16 protein-coding genes are annotated in these 17,622 nt (G+C 64.9%); 4 read left to right on the forward strand and 12 right to left on the reverse strand.

Going from position 1 to position 17,622, the window contains the following annotated elements:
• Positions 1–163 precede the first annotated feature (163 nt).
• On the forward strand, positions 164–1,333 hold the full coding sequence (locus PCLY_RS15530) for a multidrug effflux MFS transporter (RefSeq protein ID WP_061240543.1): 1,170 nt from the start codon (positions 164–166) through the stop codon (positions 1,331–1,333).
• Between the two features lie 7 nt (positions 1,334–1,340).
• Here the strand turns inward: PCLY_RS15530 and ypfJ are convergent, their stop codons facing one another.
• Both ypfJ and PCLY_RS15540 read right to left on the reverse strand, forming a co-directional pair.
• Complete coding sequence (ypfJ, locus tag PCLY_RS15535) at positions 1,341–2,201, reverse strand: KPN_02809 family neutral zinc metallopeptidase (RefSeq protein ID WP_061240544.1); 861 nt, start codon at positions 2,199–2,201, stop codon at positions 1,341–1,343.
• Between the two features lie 52 nt (positions 2,202–2,253).
• The gene (locus PCLY_RS15540; protein WP_061240545.1) at positions 2,254–2,688 is read right to left on the reverse strand and encodes a DUF411 domain-containing protein; all 435 of its coding nucleotides are present in this window, start codon (positions 2,686–2,688) and stop codon (positions 2,254–2,256) included.
• A 129-nt stretch (positions 2,689–2,817) separates the two neighbouring features.
• On the opposite strand from PCLY_RS15540, the gene PCLY_RS15545 reads away from it, so the two are divergent.
• Positions 2,818–3,201 (forward strand): DUF4345 family protein, encoded by a 384-nt coding sequence (locus tag PCLY_RS15545; protein WP_061240546.1) that lies wholly within the window; start codon positions 2,818–2,820, stop codon positions 3,199–3,201.
• Between the two features lie 92 nt (positions 3,202–3,293).
• On the opposite strand, the gene trmA is transcribed toward PCLY_RS15545, so the two are convergent.
• Together trmA and PCLY_RS15555 are read right to left on the reverse strand one after the other, a co-directional pair.
• Positions 3,294–4,382 carry a tRNA (uridine(54)-C5)-methyltransferase TrmA gene (trmA, locus tag PCLY_RS15550; RefSeq protein ID WP_061240547.1) on the reverse strand — a complete coding sequence of 363 codons (1,089 nt, stop codon included), beginning with the start codon at positions 4,380–4,382 and terminating at the stop codon, positions 3,294–3,296.
• A gap of 201 nt (positions 4,383–4,583) precedes the next feature.
• On the reverse strand, positions 4,584–5,876 hold the full coding sequence (locus PCLY_RS15555) for an NCS2 family permease (RefSeq protein WP_061240548.1): 1,293 nt from the start codon (positions 5,874–5,876) through the stop codon (positions 4,584–4,586).
• 201 nt (positions 5,877–6,077) lie between these two features.
• Between PCLY_RS15555 and PCLY_RS15560 the strand changes: the two genes are divergently transcribed.
• Positions 6,078–6,629 carry a DJ-1 family glyoxalase III gene (locus PCLY_RS15560; protein ID WP_061240549.1) on the forward strand — a complete coding sequence of 184 codons (552 nt, stop codon included), beginning with the start codon at positions 6,078–6,080 and terminating at the stop codon, positions 6,627–6,629.
• 75 nt (positions 6,630–6,704) lie between these two features.
• On the opposite strand, the gene ada is transcribed toward PCLY_RS15560, so the two are convergent.
• Positions 6,705–7,733, reverse strand: a complete 1,029-nt coding sequence (ada, locus tag PCLY_RS15565; protein ID WP_061240702.1) for a bifunctional DNA-binding transcriptional regulator/O6-methylguanine-DNA methyltransferase Ada — start codon at positions 7,731–7,733, stop codon at positions 6,705–6,707.
• Between the two features lie 171 nt (positions 7,734–7,904).
• On the opposite strand from ada, the gene PCLY_RS15570 reads away from it, so the two are divergent.
• Positions 7,905–9,077, forward strand: coding sequence for an HD domain-containing phosphohydrolase (locus PCLY_RS15570; RefSeq protein ID WP_061240550.1), 1,173 nt, complete (start codon positions 7,905–7,907; stop codon positions 9,075–9,077).
• Between the two features lie 61 nt (positions 9,078–9,138).
• On the opposite strand, the gene PCLY_RS15575 is transcribed toward PCLY_RS15570, so the two are convergent.
• From PCLY_RS15575 to PCLY_RS15605, 7 genes are all read right to left on the reverse strand, one after another.
• Positions 9,139–10,110 carry a peptide ABC transporter ATP-binding protein gene (locus tag PCLY_RS15575; RefSeq protein WP_061240551.1) on the reverse strand — a complete coding sequence of 324 codons (972 nt, stop codon included), beginning with the start codon at positions 10,108–10,110 and terminating at the stop codon, positions 9,139–9,141.
• A complete protein-coding gene (locus PCLY_RS15580; RefSeq protein WP_061240552.1) occupies positions 10,110–11,066 on the reverse strand; it encodes an ABC transporter ATP-binding protein in 957 nt (318 codons plus the stop codon). The genes PCLY_RS15575 and PCLY_RS15580 overlap by 1 nt, the downstream gene beginning before the upstream one ends.
• 159 nt (positions 11,067–11,225) lie before the next feature.
• Positions 11,226–12,128, reverse strand: coding sequence for an ABC transporter permease subunit (locus PCLY_RS15585; RefSeq protein WP_061240553.1), 903 nt, complete (start codon positions 12,126–12,128; stop codon positions 11,226–11,228).
• Between the two features lie 117 nt (positions 12,129–12,245).
• Entirely contained in the window at positions 12,246–13,256 is a 1,011-nt protein-coding gene (locus PCLY_RS15590) for an ABC transporter permease subunit (RefSeq protein ID WP_061240554.1), read from the reverse strand.
• A 184-nt stretch (positions 13,257–13,440) separates the two neighbouring features.
• Positions 13,441–15,042: an ABC transporter substrate-binding protein gene (locus PCLY_RS15595; protein ID WP_061240555.1), complete on the reverse strand. Its 1,602-nt coding sequence runs from the start codon at positions 15,040–15,042 to the stop codon at positions 13,441–13,443.
• 41 nt (positions 15,043–15,083) lie between these two features.
• Positions 15,084–16,682: an ABC transporter substrate-binding protein gene (locus tag PCLY_RS15600; RefSeq protein WP_061240703.1), complete on the reverse strand. Its 1,599-nt coding sequence runs from the start codon at positions 16,680–16,682 to the stop codon at positions 15,084–15,086.
• 221 nt (positions 16,683–16,903) lie between these two features.
• Positions 16,904–17,617, reverse strand: coding sequence for an SIMPL domain-containing protein (locus tag PCLY_RS15605; protein WP_061240556.1), 714 nt, complete (start codon positions 17,615–17,617; stop codon positions 16,904–16,906).
• Between the last annotated feature and the right edge of the window lie 5 nt (positions 17,618–17,622).

Below are 17,622 nucleotides of genomic sequence, written 5' to 3' on the forward strand. Positions count from 1 at the left end.
CCGTTGCTGGTGAAGTCGGCGGCGCAGCGGGCTCGCTGCAGTGCAAGTCGAGGATGAGCAGCAAGCGCATTGGGCCAGCAGGGGCGTGGTTCGACACCCCGCGCTTTCGTATGCGACCCGGTCGGTGAGATGATTAGCCGGCTAACAATAGTCCGGACTATTCATGAACCTGCGAACGCTGCTGATTCTGGGCGCGCTGTGCGCCTTTGGCCCGCTGGCCATCGATTTCTATCTACCGAGTTTCCCTACCCTGGCCCAGCAGTTCGGCACCGATGTCGAACATATCCAGCTATCGCTGGCCGCCTACTTCGTTGGTATCGCCATCGGCCAGCTGTTCTATGGGCCGTTGGCGGACCGTTTCGGCCGGCGACTGCCGCTGCTGGTCGGGGTGACGTTGTTCACCCTGGCGTCGCTGGCCTGCGCCCTGGCACCTAGCCTGGAGTGGCTGGTGACGGCGCGTTTCGTCCAGGCCTTGGGTGGCTGCGCCGGAATGGTGATTACCCGCGCGGTGGTGCGTGACCTGTGCGATCCGCTGGCCTCGGCCAAGGTGTTCTCGCAACTGGTGCTGGTGATGGGCCTGGCGCCGATCCTCGCGCCGCTGGGGGGCGGCTTGCTGCTCAACACCCTGGGCTGGCCGTGGATCTTCCATAGCCTGGCGCTCTTCGCCGGGCTGTGTCTGCTGGCCGTGCTGGCGTGGCTGCCGGAAACGCGCCCGCAGCATCTGCCACCGGCGCCGCTGAGCGGTGCCTTCGGTCAATACCGCGCGCTGCTGTGCAACGCCCCGTTCATGGGCTACAGCCTGGCCGGCGGCGTGGCAATGGCCGGCATGTTCGCCTACATCGCCGGCTCGCCGTTCGTCTTTATCGAGTTGTACGGCGTGCCGGCCGAGCACTATGGCTGGTTGTTCGGCAGCAATGCGGCGGGTTTCGTGATCATGGCGCAGGTCAACGCGCGCCTGGTGCGCAGCGGCGGGCCGGCGCTGTGGCTGCGGCGTGTGGCGCTGGTGTACGTGGTCAGTGGGCTGTGCCTGCTGCTGTTGGCTCTGTGGCAGCCGGCGCAGTTGTGGCCGCTGTTGATTCCACTGTTCATCTGCGTGGCCAGCCTGGGTTGCGTGCTGCCCAATGCCACCGCCTGTGCCATGGCCGGGCAAGGGCGGCACGCTGGCAGCGCGTCCGGTTTGCTGGGCAGCATGCAGTTCAGCGTGGCCGCTGGCGCGTCGGCGCTGGTGGCCTTTCTGCATGACGGTTCGGCCGTGCCCATGGCGTTGGTGATCGCTCTGTGCGGCGCTGGAGCCTGCGGCTTCGCCTGGTGGAGCAAGCGCTTCGTGGTCTGATCAGGCGTTACAGGCGCGCTGCCTTGAAGGTGTCGCAACGCGCCGGCTGGCCGCTCTCGAAACCGGTGCTGAACCAGCGTACGCGCTGCTGCGAGGTGCCATGGGTGAAGGCGTCCGGCACCACCTGGCCTCGCGCCTGTTTCTGCAGGCGGTCATCGCCGATGGCGCTGGCCGCATTCAGCGCCTCTTCCAGGTCGCCTGCTTCCAGCCAGTCGTGTCGGCGCTGTGCGTGATGCGCCCAGACCCCGGCCAGGCAATCGGCCTGCAGTTCCTGACGCACCAACAGGCCGCCATCGCCCTCGACCCGCTCGCCGCGCTGGCGCGCCGCGTTGACCTTGGCGGAGACGCCGAGCAGGGTCTGCACGTGATGGCCAACCTCATGGGCGATCACGTAGGCCTGGGCGAAGTCGCCAGCTGCGGAAAAACGCTGCTCCATCTCGCGGAAAAACGCCATGTCCAGATACACCCGCTGGTCACCTGGGCAGTAGAAGGGGCCGACCGCCGAACTGGCGAAACCGCAGGCGGAATTGACGCCGCCGGAGAACAGCACCAGTTGCGGATCGCGATACTGCTGGCCAGCCTGCTGGAACAGTTCGCGCCAGGTGTCTTCGGTGTCGCCGAGGATGGCGCGGACGAACTCGCTCTGTTGATCATTGGCCGGCGGAGCGCTTTGTGTCTGGGCGACCTGCGGCTGGGTGGCCTGGCCGGCAATCTGGCCAAGAATCTGCAACGGATCCTGGCCCATCAGCAGGCCGACGATGACGATAATCGCCACGCCGCCGAGGCTCAGGCCACCGCCGAGTCGCCTGCCGGAGCGGCCGCGCGCATCCACCACGTTGTCACTGCGTCTACCGCGTTGCCAGCGCATGGTCGTACTCCCAGGTTGGTTGTCGCCGCAGTGTAGCCGCGTTGGTGTCGACTCAGTTGGCCGGATAGTCGCTCAGCAGCTGATCCTGGCGTTCACGATCCAGGCCGATGATCTGATAGGCGTCGACACGATCGCCATATTCCATGCCCGGCGAGCCCATGGGCATGCCGGGTACGGCGGCGCCGATCAGGTCCGCACGTTGACGCAGTTTGAGAATGTCGGCGGCCGGCACATGGCCTTCGACAAACTTGCCGTCGATCACGCCGGTATGACAGGAGGCCAGGCGTGGCGGCACGCCGAGGCGCTGCTTGACCGCACTCATGTTGGCCTCGACATGGTCGTTGACGGTGAAACCGTTGTCCTGCAGGTGGCTGATCCAGGCCTTGCAGCAGCCGCAGTTGGCATCGCGATGCACGTCGATGGTCAGCGGCTCGCTGGCGTGAGCCAGGCCGGTAAGGAGGCAGAGGGCGAGCAGGGAACGACGCATGGCAGGACTCCAGGTGAACGAACGCCCAGCATAGCGCCGGCGCATGCGCTGCCCAAGTGATTGCGACTATGCGTCGCGACAGACGGCGCCTATGCTGGCAGACAGTCGATCATTGCCTGGTAGTCGCCAATGCTGTTTGCCCGAATCGTCCTGCTGATCCAGATCGCTGTCCTGCTCGTGCTGGGGCTGGCCTACTTCATTCGGCCCGAGGAAATGGCCAGCTTCAGTGGTGCGCTGCTGATGGGCAACGCGGCGGTAACCGAGGTGCGCGCCTATTACGGTGGTTTGCAACTGGGTCTGGCGGCTTACCTGGCGATGGCGCTGTTACGCATGGATCTGCTGCGGCCGGCGCTGCTTCTGCTGGTGCTGCTATACAGCGTGCTGGCCCTGGCGCGCGTTGCCGGGTTGTGGCTTGACGGCGGCGCGCAGCAGACCTTCAACCTTTATGCGCTGCTGCTCGAAGTGGTGTCGGCCGCTCTGGCCTGGTGGGCGTTGCGCGGGCTTGCACGCTAGCAGCGCATTCCCCTCCGGCTGTGTAGCCCGGATGCAATCCGGGGACGGTCTTGCGCATTGCCCCGGATCGCATCCGGGCTACGGGATGTGACTCAGCGCCGTTCCAGCAATACACCCGCTTCCATGTGATGGGTGTAGGGAAACTGGTCGAACAGCGCGCTGCGCGTCACCTTGTGGGTGTCGTTGAGCTGGGCGATGTTGGCGGCCAGGGTCTCCGGGTTGCAGGAGATGTACAGGATGCGCTGGAAACGCCGGGTCAGCTCGCAGGTGTCCGGGTCCATGCCGGCGCGCGGCGGGTCGACGAAGACGCTACCGAACTCGTAGCTCTTCAGGTCGACGCCGGCCAGGCGGCGGAACGGCCGCACTTCGTTCAGCGCCTGGGTCAGCTCTTCGGCGGACAGGCGCACCAGCTCGACGTTGTCCACGCCGTTGTCAGCCAGGTTGGCCAGGGCGGCGTTCACCGAGGTCTTGCTGATCTCGGTCGCCAGCGCCTTGCGCACGCGGGTGGCCAGCGGCAGGGTGAAGTTGCCGTTGCCGCAGTACAGCTCCAGCAGGTCGTCGTCACGTTCGCCGAGCACGTCATAGGCCCAGCCAAGCATCTTCTCGCACACCCGGCCATTGGGCTGGGTGAAGGCGCCTTCGGGCTGGCGATAGCGGAAGCTGCGACCGGCTACGGTCAGTTTCTCTTCCACGTAGTCGCGACCGATCACCAGGCGCTGGCCACGGGAGCGGCCGACCAGGCTGACGTTGAGCTCGGCTGCCAGTTTCTCCGCCTCGGCCTGCCAAGCCTCGTCCAGCGGGCGGTGGTAGGCCAGGGTGATCAGCGCATCGCCGGCCAGGGTAGTGAGAAACTCCACCTGGAACAGCTTGAATGACAGCGCTTCGCTGGCCTGCCAGGCGGCGCGCAGGCGTGGCATCAGCTCGTTGATACGCAGGCTGGCGATGGGGAAGTCGTCGAGCAGGATCGGCGTGTGCTTGTCGCCTGGGGCGAACATCGCGTAGTGGCGCTGGCCGTCTTCACGCCACAGGCGGAACTCGGCGCGCATGCGGTAGTGCTCGCGCGGCGAGTCGAACACCTCAGGCTCTGGGGCGGCGAAGGGCGCCAGCAGTTCGACCAGGCGGGCCTTCTTCTCGGCGAGTTGGGCGTCGTAGGTGGCGGGGTCGAATGTGGGGCGGCTCATCGGTCACTCATGGGGCAGGAAAGCGGGGGCGCCATTGTAGCGGAGGCGATGGCCGCGTGCCTTGGGTCGCTCGTCGATATGGGCGGATGGTGATCATGTAGGGCGGATGACGCTTTGTTCATCCACCGTTTTGTGGCCGCAGAGAAGGTATCGGTGGACATGAAAAACGATGTCCACCCTAGGCCTCGAGATACCCGGTGATCAGGTGAAGTAAGCCAGCTTGACGATGAACAGGGCGGAGAGCACCCACATCGCCGGGTTCAGTTCGCGCCAGCGGCCAGCCAGTACCTTGACTGCAGTCCAGGCTATGAAGCCGAAGGCGATGCCGTTGGCGATGGAGAAGGTCAGCGGCATGGCCAGCGCCGCGACGACCACTGGGGCGGCGACGGTCAGGTCGTCCCAGTCGATCTGCGCCAGGCTGCTCATCATCAGTACCGCGACGAACAGCAGCGCCGGTGCGGTGGCGTAGGCCGGTACCGAGCCAGCCAGCGGAGCGAAGAACAGGCTGAGCAGAAACAGCGCCGCGACCACGCAGGCGGTCAGGCCGGTACGCCCGCCAGCACTGATGCCGGCAGCCGATTCGATGTAGCTGGTGGTGGTGCTGGTGCCCAGCGCGGCGCCAGCCATGGTTGCGGTGCTGTCGGCCATCAGGGCGCGGCCCAGGCGGGGCATCTTGCCGTCCTTGTCCAGCAGATCGGCCTTCTGCGCCACGCCCACCAGGGTGCCGGAGGTGTCGAACAGGTCGACGAAGAGGAAAGCGAAGATCACGCTGACCAGGCCGATATCCAGCGCCCCGGCGATATCCAGTTGCAGCAGGGTCGGCATCAGCGATGGCGGCATGGAGATCACGCCCGGCAGCTCGGACAGACCGAGGGCGATGGACAGGCCGGTGACCAGCAGGATGCCGATCATCACCGCGCCAGTGATCTTGCGGTAGGCCAGTGCCGCGATGACGAAGAAGCCCAGGCACGCCAGCAGGGCGCCCCCTTTGCTCAGGTCGCCGAGGCCGACCAGGGTGGCCGGGTTATCGACCACGATGCCGGCGTTCTTCAGGGCGATGATCGCCAGGAACAGGCCGATACCGGCAGCGATACCGGCGCGCAGGGCCAGCGGGATGCTGTTGATGATCCATTCGCGGATCTTGAAGATCGACAGCAGGAAGAAGATCGCACCGGAGAGGAACACTGCACCCAGCGCGGTCTGCCAGCTGTAGCCCATGGTCATGACCACGGTGTAGGTGAAGAAGGCATTGAGGCCCATGCCCGGCGCCAGAGCGATCGGGTAGTTGGCCAGCAGGCCCATCACCAACGAGCCGATGGCGGCGGCCAGGCAGGTGGCGACGAACACCGCGCCGTGGTCCATGCCGGTCTCGGCCAGCATGTTGGGGTTGACGAAGAGGATGTAGGCCATGGTCAGGAAGGTGGTGATCCCGGCCAGTATCTCGGTGCGCACCGTGGTGTGGTGGGCTTTGAGTTGGAACAGTCTTTCCAGCATGGTGGCTCCCCCGAGGCGCGAGCGCGCCGAAATTGGTCTGCAGAAAGCAAAGCACATTCGTCCGTACAGGCCGGAAAATTGCCCCGGTTTCGCAAAAGCCGCGCATCATACCAGCAAGGTTTTGCCGGGTGAATTTACCGTCTGCCGTGTCTTTTTATGACCGGGTGGACAGTTTCATTTTCTGCCTCAAGGAGTTCCGAAATGAGTAAGCGAGCACTGATCACCGTCGCCGATGGCGTAGAGGATCTGGAGTGCGTGACCCTGATCGACGTGCTGCGCCGCGCCGATATCGAAGTGCTGGTGGCCAGTATCGAAGAACGGCGGATGATCACCTGTGCCCGTGGCACCCGGCTGACCGCCGATGCCATGCTGGTGGACGTGCTGGCGCAGGATTTCGACCTGATCGTGCTGCCCGGTGGCATGCCGGGTGCCCAGCATTTGGCTGACTTCGAACCGCTGGCCGAGCGGGTACGCAAGCAGGCCAAAGCGGGCGAGCTGTTCGCCGCGATCTGCGCCGCCCCCGCGCTGGCCTTGCAGCAGTACGGCGTGCTCAGACAGCGACGGATGACCTGCTACCCGGCGTTCAGCGACCGGCTGAGCGGCTGCACCTTCGTCGATGAGGCCGTGGTGGTCGATGGCAACTGCATCACCAGCCAGGGCCCGGGAACGGCGTTGGCCTTTGCCCTGACCCTGGTGGAGCAGCTGGTTGGGCGCGGCACGCGTACCGAGGTGGCCAAGGCGATGCTGGTGTAAAGAGCGCGGCCTGACTCTGTGGCCCGGATGAAATCCGGGGCACAGGTCATAGTGTTGCCTCAGATTGCATCCGGGCTATGTCTCCTGGCTTTCTTGCTCCAGCAGCCTGCGCTTGCGCTGCAGCCCCCAGCGGTAGCCGCTGAGACTGCCATCGCTGGCCACCACGCGGTGGCACGGCAATAGCAGGCCGATGGCGTTGCTGGCGCAGGCACGAGCGATTGCCCGCGGGTGACTGTGCAACTGGCCGGCGAGATCGGCATAGCTGCGTGTCTCGCCGCTGGGAATGTTCTGCAGCGCCTGCCAGACGCGTTGTTGAAAGGCCGTGCCGCGAATGTCCAGGGGCAGATGGGCGGCGCGCTGCGGTTCCTGCAATTGCGCCAGTACCTGCTGCAGCCAGTTGCGCAGCCCGCACTCATCCTCCTCTAGTTGGGCGGCGCCGAAGCGCTGTTGCAGCTCATCACGCAGGGCTTGCGGGTGATCGCCGAAGAGCAGGGCACAAACCCCCTTGTCGCTGGTGGCCAGCAGCATCTGCCCGAGCGGGCAGGCGGCGATGCTGTAGCGCAGGTGCTCGCCAGCACCGCGCTGGCGGCGCTGCGCCGGGCTCACGGCCTGGGTTTTTTCATAGAGTGCGCGGGTACCAGAGTAGCCCGCAGCCAGGGCTGCATCGAGCACGTTATCTGCCTGTGGCAACTGGGCATCCAGGCGTTGGCGGCGTTGCGCCGCCGCCCAGGCATTGGGCGTCATCCCGGTGCGCGTCTTGAACGCGCGGGCCAGGTGCGACGGCGATAAACCGATGCGTGCCGCCAGCTGCGGCAGCGTCAGGCGCTGTTCGCCGCGCAGCAGCTCACAGGCTGCGGTGACCAGCGCGTCCAGTTGCTGCGCGGGGCTCTGCCCCTGTGGCGAGCAGCGTTTGCATGGGCGAAAGCCGGCTGCCTCGGCACTCGCGGCGTCGGCATGAAAACTGACGTTATCGCGCCTTGGCCGCCGCGCGGGGCAGTTTGGCCGACAATAGATGCCGGTGCTGCGCACGGCGAAGACGAAGCGTCCGTCGAACGCCTCATCGCGTTCGCAGACAGCCTGCCAGCAGCGGTCCTGGTCGAGCATGGCACAGCCCTTGTGGTAGCGATCGTGCTGACGATTGTCGGCGGTGAGCATTGCGCTGCCAATCCGCATTGCACTTTCAAACCCTTGCCGAGGTCATTTGTATGTCGGCCTGGGCGCGAATGCGGACCAGCGCCTTTAATGATGACTAGGCAGGTGCCGAGGGAGGTCGCCATGCGCGGGATGCTCGATAGGCCGGAGCAGGAGCTGATTCTGGTGGTGGACGATGTACTGGAGGTGCGCGAGCGCATCGGCGCGCTGTTGGTTGGTCACTACCAGGTGCGCCTGGTAGCCGGCGACGAGGCGTTGGCAGCTGCTCGCGAGGTGCCGCAGCCTGACCTGATACTGCTCGGCTGGCAGGATGACTATGCACTCTGTCGCCAGTTCAAGCATGAAGCGCAGACCCGACATATCCCGCTGATTCTGGTGACCGCCAAGCGCGATGCCATCGACGAACAGATGGGCTTCGATCTCGGCGCCGCCGACTACATCACCAAACCGATCAGCCCTCCCATTGTGCTCGCCCGCGTGCGCGCGCAATTGCAGCTCAAGGCCGCAACCGATTACCTGCGCGACAAGAGCGAGTACCTCGAACTCGAGGTCAAGCGGCGCACCCGCGATATCCAGCGGTTGCAGGACGTCACCATCGAGGCCATGGCCAGCGTTGCCGTCATGCGTGACAACCCGAGCAGCCGGCGTCTGCAGCGCATCGAACGCTACATGAACTGTCTCGCCGCCGCACTGGGGCGGCAGCAGCCAGCGTTATCTGAGTACCTGAGCGAAGAGCGCATTGCCCAGCTGGGCAAGTCGGCCATGCTGCACGTGATCGACCGCCTGACCTTGCCGGATCGTGTGTTGCTCAGCCATGGCGAGCCGGACGAAAACGATCTGCGTCTGCTGAGCGAGGGGGTGATCGCCGGGCGCGATGCGCTCGAACGTGCCGAGCGCAAGCTGGGCAGCATCACCGACTTCCTGTCCGACGCCAAGGATATCGTCTATGGCCAGCACGAGCGCTGGGACGGTAAGGGCTACCCTCAGGGGCTGGTCGGCGAGCAGATTCCCCTGTCGGCGCGCCTGATGGCGCTGGTGGGGCATTTCGAGGAACTGACCTGCCTGCATCCTTACTTGCCGCTTATCAGCCCCGCTCAGGCGGTGGCGAGGATCAGCGCTGCCAGTGGCACTCGGTTCGATCCGCTGGTGGTACTGGCGTTCGTCGAGGCGACGCCCGAGTTCCTGCGTATCGCCGAAACCCTGGCCGATGACGCCGCGGCAGTGGGTGTCGAGCTGCAGCGGCTGGAGGATTCGCTGGCCGAGAACATAGAACTGACCCTGCCGCCGACATCATGACAGGGCGCCGGCCGGTGGCCGCTGCGCCCTGCGCAGCGCGAGGTGACGGATAAGCCGCTACCTACGCACTGATCCGCTCCACATGGTGGCAGGCCACCTGCCGCGCATCGATCAATCTCAGCTGCGGGCGCTCGCCACGGCAGCGCTCGTCGGCATATGGGCAGCGCTTGTGAAAGGCGCAGCCCGACGGCGGATCCAGGGGGTTGGGCAGCTCGCCGCTGATCTTCACCCGCGGCTTGTCCGGATCGGGATGGATCGCTGGCGTCGCCGATAGCAGTGCACGGGTGTAAGGATGCAGCGGACGACTGTAGAGCGCTTCGGCCGGGCCGATCTCTGCCGGGCGGCCGAGGTACATCACCAGCACGTCGTCGGCGACGTGGCGCACCACCGAGAGATTGTGCGAGATGAACACGTAGCCGGTGTCGAACTGCTCCTGCAGATCCATGAACAGGTTGAGCACCTGCGCCTGGATCGACACGTCCAGCGCCGAGGTCGGCTCGTCCGCTACCAGTACCTTGGGTTGCAGCATCATGGCGCGGGCCAGGGCGATGCGCTGGCGCTGGCCGCCGGAGAACATGTGCGGGTAGCGCTGGTAATGCTCGGGGCGCAGGCCCACCTGCTGCATCATCGCCTGCACTTTCTCGCGGCGTTCGCTGCGTGACAGGTCGGTGTTGATCAGCAGTGGCTCGGCCAACTGGTCGCCGATCTTCTGTCGCGGGTTGAGCGAAGCGTAGGGATTCTGAAACACCATCTGCACGTCGCGGCGCAGTTGCCGGCGTTCGCTATTGCTGGCGCCGGCCACTTCGCGACCGGCGATCTGCAGGGAACCTGCGCTGGGCTCTTCGATCAGGGTCAGGGCGCGGGCCAGGGTGGACTTGCCGCAGCCGGACTCGCCGACCACCGCCAGGGTCCGGCCGGCCTGCAGGTTGAAGGACACACCATTGAGTGCCTGCACCGTGGCCGCCGGTTTGAACAGGCCGCGCGAAACGCTGTAGTGACGGGTCAGCTCATGGGCTTCGAGTACGGTACTCATCAGGCCACCTCCAGGGGGAAGAAGCAGCGCGCCGCGCCACGCTCATGTGGTTCCAGGGTTGGGCGCTGCTGGTGGCAACGCTCCTGCACGTAAGGGCAGCGCGGTGACAGCAGGCAGCCCAGCGGGCGGTCGTAACGACCGGGCACGATGCCGGGCAGGGTGGAAAGGCGGCTGGCGCCTGCGCTGTGCTCCGGAATGGCCTTGAGCAGTGCTTCGGTGTAAGGGTGGCTGGGGGCGTCGAACAGGGTCGGGATGCTCCCGAGTTCCACCGCCTGCCCGGCATACATCACGCACACACGCTGGGCGGTTTCGGCGACCACGGCCAGGTCATGGGTGATCAGCACCAGGGCCATGCCCTCATCGCGCTGCAGGTTCAGTAGCAGCTCCATGATCTGCGCCTGGATGGTTACGTCCAGAGCGGTGGTCGGTTCGTCGGCGATCAGCAGCTTGGGTTCGGCGGCAATCGCCATGGCGATCGCTACGCGCTGGCTCATGCCCCCGGAAAGCTGGTGTGGATAGGCGTTCAGGCGGCTGGCGGCGCCGGGAATTTCCACCCGTTCCAGCAGCTCCAGCGCACGTGCGCGCGCCGCCTTGCCTTTCAGGCCGAGATGCTGACGGAGTACTTCCTCGATCTGAAAACCCACGGTGTAGCTGGGGTTGAGCGCGGTCATCGGGTCCTGGAAGACCATCGCCAGGTCCTTGCCGACGATGTGTCGGCGCTGACGGCCCTTCAGGCGCAGCATGTCGGTGCCGTCGAACTGCATGCAGTCGGCATGGACGATGCCGGGGGCGTCGATCAGGCCCATCAGCGCCATCATGGTCACCGACTTGCCCGAGCCCGATTCGCCGACGATGGCCAGCACTTCGCCCTTGTCCACGCTGAGGTCGAGGCCATCGACCACCGGCATGGATGAGCCGAAGCGTACCGAAAGATTACGGATATTCAGCAGGCTCATGGGCGTGCCTCCTGTCGTACTTTCATGGTGGATGAAAAGAGCGTCATCCACCCTATGGAGTGGCGGGGTGTTGGCATCGCAGCAGACTCAAGGGGCGCCGTGCGCGCCGAGAATGCTGCGGATTGCATCCGGACTATGCGGTTACTCATTCCGGGTTCCTCACTGCGCATTCTTGAGTTTCGGATCGAGGGCGTCACGCAGGCCGTCGCCCATCAGGTTGATCGCCAGCACGCTGAGCAGAATCGCCAGGCCCGGCAGGCTCACCACCCACCAGGCGCGCTCGATGTAGTCGCGTGCCGAGGCCAGCATGGTGCCCCATTCGGGTGTCGGCGGTTGCACGCCGAGGCCGAGAAAGCCCAGCGCGGCGGCGTCGAGAATCGCCGAGGAGAAGCTCAGGGTGGCCTGCACGATCAGCGGCGCCATGCAGTTGGGCAGCACGGTGACGAACATCAGCCGGGGCAGGCTGGCGCCGGCCAGTTTCGCAGCGGTGACGTAGTCGCGGTTCAGCTCGCCCATCACCGCGGCACGGGTCAGGCGCACGTAAGACGGCAGCGAGACGATGGCGATGGCGAAGATGGTGTTGATCAGCCCTGGGCCGAGGATGGCGACGATGGCTACCGCCAGCAGCAGCGACGGTAGGGCCAGCATCACGTCCATCAGGCGCATGACGCTGGGGCCGAGCAGGCGCGGGAAGAAACCGGCGACCAGGCCCAGAAGAATGCCGGGGATCAGCGACATCAGCACCGAGGCCAGGCCGATCAGCAGCGACAGGCGCGCGCCGTGGATCAGGCGCGAGAGCAGGTCGCGGCCCAGTTCATCGGTGCCGAGCAGGAACTGCCACTGGCCACCTTCGAGCCAGACGGGCGGGGTGAGGAGGAAGTCGCGGTACTGCTCGCTGGGATTGTGCGGTGCGATCCAGGGCGCGAACAGCGCGCAGAACACCAGCAGGATCATGAACGCCAGGCCGCCGAGGGCGCCGTTATTTTGCGCGAAGGCCTGCCAGAACTCTTTGAGCGGCGACGGGTAGAGCAGGCTCTGGTCGAGTGAGGTTGCAGTGCTCATGGGCGCACCTCGGTTAGGGTGGGCGACGCTGCAGCCATCGACTGAGGTGCTGTCACGGTGGATGAAAAGAGCGTCATCCACCCTACGTGATCGTTGTGGTTATGCATGGCGCCTTCCTTACTTCTGATGACGAATGCGTGGATTGGCCAGGCCATAGAGGATGTCCACGATGAAGTTGACCAGGATCACCAGGCAGGCGATCAGCAGGATGCCGTTCTGCACCACCGGGTAGTCGCGCGCGCCGATGGCCTCGATCAGCCATTTGCCGATGCCCGGCCAGGAGAAGATGGTTTCGGTCAGTACCGCACCGGCGAGCAGGGCGCCGACCTGCAGGCCGAACACCGTCAGCACCGGGATCAGTGCGTTGCGCAGGCCATGCACGAAGACTACCCGTGCTGGCGACAGGCCCTTGGCCCGCGCCGTGCGGATGTAGTCCTCGCGCAGCACTTCGAGCATGGCCGAGCGGGTCATTCGCGCAATCACCGCCAGCGGAATGGTGCCAAGCACGATGGCCGGCAGGATCAGGTGACGCAGGGCGTCGACGAAGGCGCCTTGCTCATCGCTGAGCAGGGTGTCGATCAGCATGAAACCGGTGACCGGCGGGATGTCGTAGAGCAGGTCGATACGTCCGGACACCGGCGTCCAGCCCAGCCCCACCGAGAAGAACATGATCAGCAGCAGGCCCCACCAGAAGATCGGCATCGAATAGCCGGTGAGGGCAATGCTCATTACACCATGGTCGAGCAGTGAGCCACGTTTGAGCGCCGCGACCACGCCGGCGATCAGCCCCAGGGTGCCGGCGAACAGTAGCGCGGCCAGGGCCAGCTCGACGGTGGCCGGGAACAGGGTGAGAAACTCCTTCCACACGCTCTCGCGCGAGCGCAGCGATTCGCCCAGGTTGCCTTGGGCAAGTTGGCCGATGTAGTCGAAGTATTGCGCATACAGCGGCTTGTTCAGGCCCAGGCGCTCCATGGCCTCGGCGTGCATTTGCGGGTCGACGCGGCGCTCACCCATCATCACTTCCACCGGGTCGCCGGGGATCAGGCGGATCAGCGCGAAGGTCAGCAAGGTGACGCCGAAGAAGGTGGGGATCAAAAGCCCCAGGCGTCTGGCGATGAATGACAGCATCAGGCGGTTTTACTCCATGACGGTATGTAGTCACCGGACTGCATGGTCCGGTGTTGTTTTGGATAGTGCGTAGCCCGGATGCAATCCGGGGCATTCGCGCAGTGGCAGGTGCGTTGTGGGAGGCGCTTCAGCGGCGACAGGTTCGCGGCTAAAGCCCCTCCCACAAAAGCTTGGCGCGGACGGCTCATGGCAGCTTCACCCGGGTGAAGTTGTTCGAGCCCAGCGGGCTGAGCACGAAGCCTTCGACGCCCTGGCGCAGTGCGACGAACTGCTTCGGGTGAGCCAGGGCGATCCACGGCGCCTGCTCATGGAAGATCGCCAGGGCCTGGCGGTACAAGGCGGCCCGCTTGCTCTGCTCGGGCTCGCGGCGGGCCTGGGTGATCAGCTCATCGAAGGCCTTGTCGCACCAGCCCGCCTGGTTCTCGCCGCTTTCGGCGGCGGCGCAGGACAGGTTCGGGGTGAGGAAGTTGTCCGGGTCGCCGTTGTCGCCGGCCCAGCCCATGAACACCAGGTCGTGCTCGCCATTCTTGGCGCGCTTGATCAGCTCACCCCATTCGAACACGCGGATGTCGCTGTGAATGCCGATGGCGGCAAGGTCGGCCTGCAGCATCTGCGCGCCGATCCCCGGGTTGGGATTGGTCGGCCCGCCGCCGGGACGGGTCCAGATCGACAGCTTGAAGCCGTCGGCATGGCCAGCCTCGGCCAGCAACTGGCGTGCGCGTTCGGGGTCATGCGGCCAATCTTTCAGCGTTGCGTCGTGGCCCCACAGGGTGGCCGGGTAGGGCGCCACGGCTGGCGTGGCATTGCCTTCACCGAACTGCGCACGAATGTAGGCAGCCTTGTCGAACGCCAGGTTCAATGCCTGGCGCACGCGCACGTCGTCCAGCGGTGGATGGCGGGTGTTGATGCCGATATAGGCGGTCAGCAGCGAATCCAGTTCCAGCACCTGCAGCCTGGGGTCGGCCTTGAGCGCCGGGATGTCCACGGGGCGCGGGAACAGGGTGATCTGGCAGTCGCCTGCCTTGAGCCGTTGCTGGCGCACGTTGGGTTCGGGGGTGATGGCCAGCACCAGGCGCTTGATCGCCGGGGCGCCGTTCCAGTAATCGGGGTTGCCGCGAAAACGCACCTGGGCGTCCTTGGCATAACGCTCGAAGATGAATGGGCCGGTACCAATGGGCTCGTTGTTGAGCCGCTCCGGTGCGCCTGCAGCTAGCAGGTGAGCGGCGTATTCGGCCGAATAGATGGAGGCAAAACCCATGGCCAGGTTGGCCAGGAAGGGCGCCTCCGGGTGTTTGAGGACGAAGCGCACGTGCTGGTCGTCGAGCTTTTCCACGCGCTCGATCAGTTGCGCCAGGCCCATCGCCTCGGCATAGGGGAAGCCGCGCAGCGACAGCCTGTGCCAGGGGTGAGCCGGGTCGAGCTGGCGCTGGAAACTCCACAGCACATCGTCGGCGTTGAACTCGCGAGTGGGGGTGAAACTCCCGTTGCTGTGGAATTTCACCCCTTGGCGCAGGGTAAAGGTGTACGTCAGGCCGTCATCGCTGATGTCCCAGCTCTGCGCCAGGGCGGGCACGACCTGCGTGCTGCCGGGGGCGAAGTCCACCAGACGCTCGAACAGGGTTTCGGCGCTGGCATCGGCCGTGGTCGCCGCCGTGTACTGGACGATATCGAAACCTTCCGGGCTGGCTTCGGTGCACACCACCAGGCTGTCGCTGGCCGCCAGCACATGGCCGGTAAATAGCGCGGCCAGCACCAGGCTGGCACGCACATAATGCAGAGTTTGCATGGGAACTCCTCAAGACGGCGCCCTTGCGGGCGCCGCCTGCATCACTTGCCGATGCTCACACCATAGAAGGAGTTCAGAGCGAACGGGCTGATGCGGAAGTCGTGCACTTCCTTGCGCATCGGCTGGTACACGGTGGAGTGTGCCAGCGGGGTGATCGGTACCTCACGCTTGAGGATCACCTGCGCCTGCTTGTACAGCTCGGTGCGCTCGGCCACGTCGGTGGTGCGCTTGGCGGCCTTGACCAGCTTGTCGTAGTCCTCGAAGCACCACTTGGAGAAGTTGTTGCCGTCGACCGCATCGCAGCCATACAGGGTGCCCAGCCAGTTGTCCGGGTCACCGTTGTCGCCGCTCCAGCCGATCAGCATGGCGTCGTGTTCGCCGGCCTTGGCACGCTTGAGGTACTCGCCCCACTCGTAGCTGACGATACGCGCCTTGATGCCGATCTTGGCCCAGTCGGCCTGCAGCATCTCGGCGATCTGCTTGGCGTTGGGGTTGTACGGGCGCTGCACCGGCATGGCCCACAGGGTGATCTCGGTGCCTTCCTTGACGCCGGCCTGCTTGAGCAGGGCCTTGGCTTTCTCCGGGTCGAAGGCGGGGTCCTTGATGTCCTCGTTGTACGACCATTGGGTCGGCGGCATGCCATTGACGGCCAACTGCCCGGCATTCTGGTACACGGCGTTGAGGATCGCCTGCTTGTTCACCGCCATGTCCAGCGCCTGGCGCACTTCCAGCTTGTCGAACGGCGGGTGGGTGACGTTGTAGGCGATGTAGCCGACGTTGAAGCCCGCCTGCTCGGGCATCTGCAGGTTGGGATCCTTCTGCAGCGACTCGATGTCCGCCGGGCGCGGGAACAGGGTGACGTGGCATTCGCCGGCCTTGAGCTTCTGCATGCGCACGGAGGAGTCGGTGTTGATGGCGAAGATCAGGTTGTCGATCTTCACGTCATCGGGCTTCCAGTAGTCCTTGTTGCCCTTGTAGCGGATCACCGCATCCTTCTGGTAACGGCTGAACACGAAGGGGCCGGTGCCGATGGGCTTCTGGTTGATGTCGGCGGCCTTGCCGGCCTTGAGCAACTGGTCGGCGTACTCGGCGGACTGGATCGAGGCGAAGCTCATCGCCAGGTTCTGCACGAACGCGGCGTCGACCTGGTTGAGGGTAAAGCGCACCGTCATGTCATCGAGCTTTTCCAGCTTGGCAATGTTGCTGTCCATGCCCATGTCGGTGAAGTAGGGGAACTCGGTGGGGTAGGCCTTGCGGAACGGGTGGTCCTTGTCGAGCATCCGCTCGAAGGTGAACAGCACGTCGTCGGCGTCGAATTCGCGGCTGGGCTTGAAGTATTCGGTGGTGTGGAACTTCACTCCGGGACGCAGCTTGAAGGTGTAGACCAGGCCGTCATCGGAGACCGTCCAGCTTTCGGCCAGGCCAGGCTCGACCTTGGTGCCGCCGCGCTCGAACTGGGTCAGACGATTGAAAACGGTTTCCGCTGCTGCGTCGAAATCGGTACCGGTGGTGTACAGGCCCGGGTCGAAACCGGCGGGGCTGCCCTCGGAGCAGAACACCAGATTGGCGGCGCTGGCGAGGGGGGCGCTGGCGATCAGCCCAGCAGTGAGCAAAGCCTGGATAATGGCGTTCTTGCGCATCATGACCTCATCGTTGTTGTGTTTTTTGTCGAGGAGCCCCTTATGGGGGCCTCTTTCCAAGCTATGCAGGGCATGTGCCTGAGGCAAGTGCGTTGTCGCTGGAAACAGGGTTAGCGCTACAGTGCTATAAGCGGCTGTCGCATTTCTGAAAATTTGCGGGGAAAAGATGGCGAAACGCCGTTATCTGTTGATAACGGCGTTGCTTCGTTGCGGGGCAGGCGTCAGGGCATCTGCACTTCGATGACGCCATCGGCGCTGACGGTCACCTGGCTGGTGCCGGCTTCTATTTGTGGCGTGGGGGCCGAATCCATCATCGCCATGCCCTTGGCCTCGAAGTTGCGCATGGCCATCGGCGGTTGGAAACCACCGGTGTTGAGGCTCAGGCTGACCAACTTGTAGTCCTTGCCACCGAGCGCTTCGGTGGCCAGCTGGGCGCGTGCCTTGAAGGCATTCACGGCGTCCTTGAGCATGGCGTCTTCGCGCGTCTTGCGGGTGTCGGTGGCGATGCTGAAGTCCATGCCGCCGATCTTCATCTTCTGCAGCAGCTCACCGGTCAGCGAGGACAGGCGCGCAAAGTCGGCGCTTTCCAGGCGTACCTCGGCACGCTCGCGCCAGGCGGTGATCTTCTGGCCCTTGTCGTCATAGACCGGATAGCTGTGGCGGCTGCCCAGTTTCACCGAGACGCCGCGCACCTTGCGCACCTGTTCCAGGGTCTGGTTCAGGGTGTTGGTGATTTCCGCCGCCAGTTTGGCCGGGTCGCCATTTTGCGACTCGGTGTAGAGGGTGACGTGCATCAGGTCATGAGCGACCTCCTGGTTTACTTCCGCGCGCAGGGAAATCTGGTTGTAGCGCGCGTCGTCGGCCAGCAGTCCGGTGCTGGCCAGGCTAGCGATGGTCAGGGCGAGGGCGGAGGCGATACGAGGCATGGTGAGCATGTGCA

The organism is Ectopseudomonas composti, assembly GCF_001567565.1.
GTDB lineage: Bacteria > Pseudomonadota > Gammaproteobacteria > Pseudomonadales > Pseudomonadaceae > Aquipseudomonas > Aquipseudomonas composti_A.

Excerpts from the sequence above, each read along its gene's own strand:
- PCLY_RS15530 (WP_061240543.1), top strand. The coding sequence starts at position 164 with ATGAACCTGCGAACGCTGCTGATTCTGGGCGCGCTGTGCGCCTTTGGC.
- ypfJ (WP_061240544.1), bottom strand. The coding sequence starts at position 2,201 with ATGCGCTGGCAACGCGGTAGACGCAGTGACAACGTGGTGGATGCGCGC.
- PCLY_RS15540 (WP_061240545.1), bottom strand. The coding sequence starts at position 2,688 with ATGCGTCGTTCCCTGCTCGCCCTCTGCCTCCTTACCGGCCTGGCTCAC.
- PCLY_RS15545 (WP_061240546.1), top strand. The coding sequence starts at position 2,818 with ATGCTGTTTGCCCGAATCGTCCTGCTGATCCAGATCGCTGTCCTGCTC.
- trmA (WP_061240547.1), bottom strand. The coding sequence starts at position 4,382 with ATGAGCCGCCCCACATTCGACCCCGCCACCTACGACGCCCAACTCGCC.
- PCLY_RS15555 (WP_061240548.1), bottom strand. The coding sequence starts at position 5,876 with ATGCTGGAAAGACTGTTCCAACTCAAAGCCCACCACACCACGGTGCGC.
- PCLY_RS15560 (WP_061240549.1), top strand. The coding sequence starts at position 6,078 with ATGAGTAAGCGAGCACTGATCACCGTCGCCGATGGCGTAGAGGATCTG.
- ada (WP_061240702.1), bottom strand. The coding sequence starts at position 7,733 with ATGCTCGACCAGGACCGCTGCTGGCAGGCTGTCTGCGAACGCGATGAG.
- PCLY_RS15570 (WP_061240550.1), top strand. The coding sequence starts at position 7,905 with ATGCGCGGGATGCTCGATAGGCCGGAGCAGGAGCTGATTCTGGTGGTG.
- PCLY_RS15575 (WP_061240551.1), bottom strand. The coding sequence starts at position 10,110 with ATGAGTACCGTACTCGAAGCCCATGAGCTGACCCGTCACTACAGCGTT.
- PCLY_RS15580 (WP_061240552.1), bottom strand. The coding sequence starts at position 11,066 with ATGAGCCTGCTGAATATCCGTAATCTTTCGGTACGCTTCGGCTCATCC.
- PCLY_RS15585 (WP_061240553.1), bottom strand. The coding sequence starts at position 12,128 with ATGAGCACTGCAACCTCACTCGACCAGAGCCTGCTCTACCCGTCGCCG.
- PCLY_RS15590 (WP_061240554.1), bottom strand. The coding sequence starts at position 13,256 with ATGCTGTCATTCATCGCCAGACGCCTGGGGCTTTTGATCCCCACCTTC.
- PCLY_RS15595 (WP_061240555.1), bottom strand. The coding sequence starts at position 15,042 with ATGCAAACTCTGCATTATGTGCGTGCCAGCCTGGTGCTGGCCGCGCTA.
- PCLY_RS15600 (WP_061240703.1), bottom strand. The coding sequence starts at position 16,682 with ATGCGCAAGAACGCCATTATCCAGGCTTTGCTCACTGCTGGGCTGATC.
- PCLY_RS15605 (WP_061240556.1), bottom strand. The coding sequence starts at position 17,617 with ATGCTCACCATGCCTCGTATCGCCTCCGCCCTCGCCCTGACCATCGCT.